This window comes from Protofrankia sp. CiP1_Cm_nod3 (assembly GCF_982290655.1).
Genome location: NZ_CEVIVD010000088.1, coordinates 4,743 through 9,195, shown reverse-complemented (window position 1 = coordinate 9,195; position 4,453 = coordinate 4,743). Strand labels below are relative to the sequence as shown.

The 4,453-nt window shown below is 73.8% G+C and carries 2 protein-coding genes; both read left to right on the top strand.

What is annotated here, in order from left to right; translation table 11 throughout:
* Positions 1-1,054: 1,054 nt before the first annotated feature.
* The gene (locus tag AC5LUJ_RS16290) at positions 1,055-2,782 is read left to right on the top strand and encodes a S1C family serine protease (RefSeq protein WP_493465233.1); all 1,728 of its coding nucleotides are present in this window, start codon (positions 1,055-1,057) and stop codon (positions 2,780-2,782) included.
* Between the two features lie 324 nt (positions 2,783-3,106).
* The coding region (locus AC5LUJ_RS16285) for a hypothetical protein (protein WP_493465232.1) at positions 3,107-4,453 on the top strand (1,347 nt) is incomplete at its 3' end.

Sequence of the window (4,453 nt, the reverse complement as noted above, 5' to 3'; positions counted from 1 at the left end):
CCGGGAGCGGCGAGCCCCGGTTCCGCGAGGACGCCGACGGGAACAGCACCGGCGGGCCCGCCCCCGGCGGACACAGCGCCGGCGGGCACAGCGCCGGCGGGCCCGGGGGGCATGGCAGCGGCGTACGCGGGGCCGGCGTGCTCCGGACCGTCGGACGCCGCCTCGGGGGGCGCCGGCGGGACGTCCGCGCGGATGACGGACGGCGCGCCGGTGGCGGGGGCTGTGGGGCTGTCTCTGTCGCCGCTCCCGGGTACCGCACATGGCGGTCCGGGCACAGCCGGGCTGACGGGGCGGTCGGCCCGAAAACGTTTCGACAGGTTCACACCTCCCAGCGTCGGCGCTCGCGGTGAGAACGGGCTGAACCGTGCCTGAGAAGCTACTGAGGGCTGTCACGGCGAATCCGGGACCCGCTACCCGGGAACGGACGCGGACGCGGACGCGGAGCGGGAAACCGGAGAACGGGACCGATGTGGAAGATGGTAAGCGGGTTCGGTCACAATACCCGTCCCGTCGCGGTTCCCGCCGCGGTGCAAGCATCCGGCATGGTGAAAACCCCCGCTACGGGGACGGGTCCCGGAAGGGGGCTCCGGGCGGACGGAACAACGGGCCGGACACGCAACAGCAGAAGAGCCACGGAAAGACACGGAAAGACACGGACGGGCGTCCGGAACGGGACGGCTATGATTGTCGACACGAGACGCCACCTGCACCGGCATCCTGACAGCGCGCATCGTTCCCTGCCGGGCCCCCGTTTTCCCACCGTGGCTCGCTGTTTCTCACCACGGTGTTCCCCTGGCGTTCCCCTGTGTTCCCCGCCACCGGCGTTCCTCACCGGCGTTCCCCGCTGCCGCGCACTCCCCGACGCCGTGTTCCCGCGCTGCCTCCCGCGGCCGTACGCTGCGTACTCTGCCGTCGTCGCCCCCGTCGGCGCGTGATCCCGGGGGTGCCGGCCGGCGGGCCGTGTCGGGCGGCGGACACCGTCCGGCACCCTGTCTCAGCCGACTGTTGTCTGTACTTCAGTATTCACTCAGCTTGCGAGGGGAAGGTTCGTACCATGAGCACGCGGCCTCCCTTCGTCACCTTCGCGGACGGATCATCTTTGAACGCGCACGTATCCGACGACGGCGTCGCGGACGGCCCGGACGGCCCGGACTGGGCGGTGCCGGATGTCGACCCCTATCCCGTTGCCGACACACGGCCGGCCCGGCCGGCCGTCGGCGGTGACCCACCGCCAGGCGGCCCGGGGCAGGGCGGCCCGACCCCGCCGAACCCCACGGCGCCCTTCGCGTCCGCCGACAGGAAACAGGCTCCCGCCAGCCCCGACAGCTCACCGTGGCAGCGGCCGGCCGGCACGCCGGCCCCACCGTCGACGGCCTCGTCGTCCGGGAACGAGCCCCGGCCTCGTCCCGGCGGGCCGGGCGAGCCGTCCGGCCGGGTCTGGTGGGACACGCCGTGGAACACGCCGCGGGCGGAAGAGCAGGCCGCGGCCGGCAGCGACGGGGGGGCGTTCCCCCCGCCTGACCCGGCCCGGCCCGGCGCGAACTACCTTGGCGGGCTGCCCGGCGCCGGGAATCCCTTCCACGCGCCGCCCGCACCACCGGCCGGCCCGTACCAGGGCACCACGCGGGCCGCCGGGCCGTCGGGGCCACCGCACCGCCGCCGGCTGGCCGCCGCCGCGGTCGCGCTCGCGCTGCTCTCGGCCGGGGTGGGCGGCGGCGTGGGGGCGCTGGTGGCCGGCAACAACGACAACGGACAGACCGTGGTGTCCTCCGGCGGACTGCTGCGCAGCACCGACAACGGCTCGGGTGGCACGTCGCCGGCCGCGGTCGGCACGGTGTCGGCCGCGGCGCAGGCCATCCTCCCGAGCGTGGTCACGATCTCCGCCGCCTCCAGGAGCAACGAGGGGAGCACCGGCTCCGGGGTGATCATCCGCCAGGACGGCTACATCCTCACCAACAACCACGTGGTCTCCGACGCCGCGCGCGGCGGTTCGCTGAGCGTGAGCACGCAGGACGGCAAGGACTACAACGCGAAGATCGTCGGTGCCGACCCGAGCTCCGACCTCGCGGTCATCAAGATCGAAGAAACCGGCCTGAAGCCGGCGACCTTCGGTAACTCCGACGCGCTCGCGGTCGGCGAACTGGTGGTCGCGGTCGGCAGCCCCCTCGGCCTGAACGGCACTGTGACCTCGGGCATCGTCAGCGCCGTGCACCGGCCGGTGCGGACCGGTGACACCGACGTCCAGGACAGCAACGCGGTTCTCGACGCCATCCAGACCGACGCCCCGATCAACCCGGGCAACTCCGGCGGCCCGCTGGTCAACAGCAGGGGTGAGCTGATCGGCATCAACTCGGCGATCGCCACCGTGGGATCGGGCGGCCGTGGTTTCGGCGGCCAGCAGCAGTCCGGCAACATCGGCGTCGGGTTCGCGATCCCGGCCAACTACGCCCAGTCCATCGCCGAAGAACTGATCACCGGGGGCGCCGCGAGGCATCCGTACCTCGGGGTCAGCGCGTCCACGGCGGGCGCGGGCCCGTCCGATCCGACGGGTGAGGGCACCGGTGCCACCGTCGAGAACCTGGTGGGCGACGGGCCGGCGCAGCGGGCCGGGCTCCAGCCGGGCGATGTCATCACCAAGCTGGGGGACCGCCGGATCACCAGTGTGGACGGCCTCATCGCCGCCGTGCGCTCACATGACATCGGCAGCAAGGTGACGGTCACCTACACCCGCAACGGCCAGACGCAGACCACCGAGGTGACCCTCGCCCAGCAGCCGTCCTGATCACTCGACGCCACGGGAACGGCCGGCCGGGAGCCGCTCCCCTCCCGGCACCGGGCGGCGGCCCGAGGGCCGCTCCCGCACTGCCCTGCCACCAGCCGTCCCGCCGCCGCCGGTTCGTCGGCGGTGGCGGGACGGCGGTGGGGGGACGGCGTGGATCAGGCCTGGCGCGTTACGAGTCCGTCATGTGACAACAAAGTTTTCCCAAGGTTCCGCATGAGATGACCGGGACGTTCTACCGTAAAGAGTGATGGTGATATCACTCCGTCCGTGTCAGAGCACGGCTGCGACGGGAATCACCGATGGGGGATCCGGGAGAGTGCACTGATGGACGGCGGCATCGACCACACCACCTTCGGCGGGAGGCTGCGACCGGAGCGACCGGCAGTCGGCGCCAACGCTGACATCGACGCCGACATCGACGCCGACATCGTCATGCGGATTCGGCATGGCCAGCGGCAGGCATTCGACGATCTCTACGACCGGTACGCCGACGACGTCTTCTCCGTGTGCCTGCTGATCCTTGGCGAGCCGACCGTCGCGCACGCCGCCGCGGGCACGGCGTTCGCCCTCGTCGCCCGTAGCCGTCTCAGCCCGCTCAGCGATCCCAGCCGGCTGCACTCGTGGCTGCTGGAACTCGCCCGCGGCAGCTCACTGGCCTGGTCGGGCTCGCCGCAGGTACAGGCAGCCCCGGTACCGCACGGGATCACCCCCGAGGAGATGCTCGCCGCGACCCGGATAGTGGCGGCACCGGCATCCCTGCGGGAGGGGCTCGCGCGCACCTTCGACCGGGCCGCCGCGGCGGCCACCGCCCGCGACATCGCCGCCCGCACCCGCTACCAGGCGCTCGGCTCCGGCCACAACAGCACAGCGGTCATCCCCCGCGACGCCGTGGATGGCCCCGCCGGCCCCGTCCACGCCGCCGGCCCCGCCGGCGCTGTCGGTACCGCCTACGGCGCCGCCGTCGGTACCACCTACGACGGCGCGGCCCACGACGGCGCGGCTTACAGCGATGCGGCCTACGACAGCGTGGCCGCCCCGGGCCAGCCACCGGCCCACACCGAGCCGGCGGGCATCGACAGGACCTTGGCCATCAGCCCGGCGAGGGGCCAGAGCGCCCCGCCCGTCCCAGCCGGGCCGGGCCTGGGCGGGACGACGGGCCTGGGCAGGCCGGGCCAGGGCAAGGCGGGCGCGGTCGTGCCGCTGGCGCCCGGGTACCCCGGCGGGGAGCCTCCGGAAGCCGGATCACGCTGGCGCAGCCGGCCGGTCGCGGCGGCCGCCGCATCGCTGCTGGTCATGGCCACGGTCGGTGTCGTCGCCGTGGTCAACTGGCCCACCGCGGCGCCTGGTACCACCGCCGGCCGCCCCGGCACCGCCGTGATCACACCGAATTCGTCCGGTGAGGAGCCCGGCCGCTTCTCCCCGGATCCCTCGCCCGCGTCCGGATCGTCGGGACCGATCGGCTCCGCGGTGGGTGGTCCATCCGCCCAGCAGCCGTCCGCCCAGCGCACCGGGCCGGCCACGTCCGACTTCGGGCAGCCGGCCGGGGTGGCGCTGGTGTCGTCCCAGCTCTCCCTCGACGACGGTGCGCTCCCCCCGGCCGGCGCCACCGGCCCGGCCGCTCCACCGCCGGTCAACGCCCCACCCACGACGATCGTGGAACCACCCCAGCCG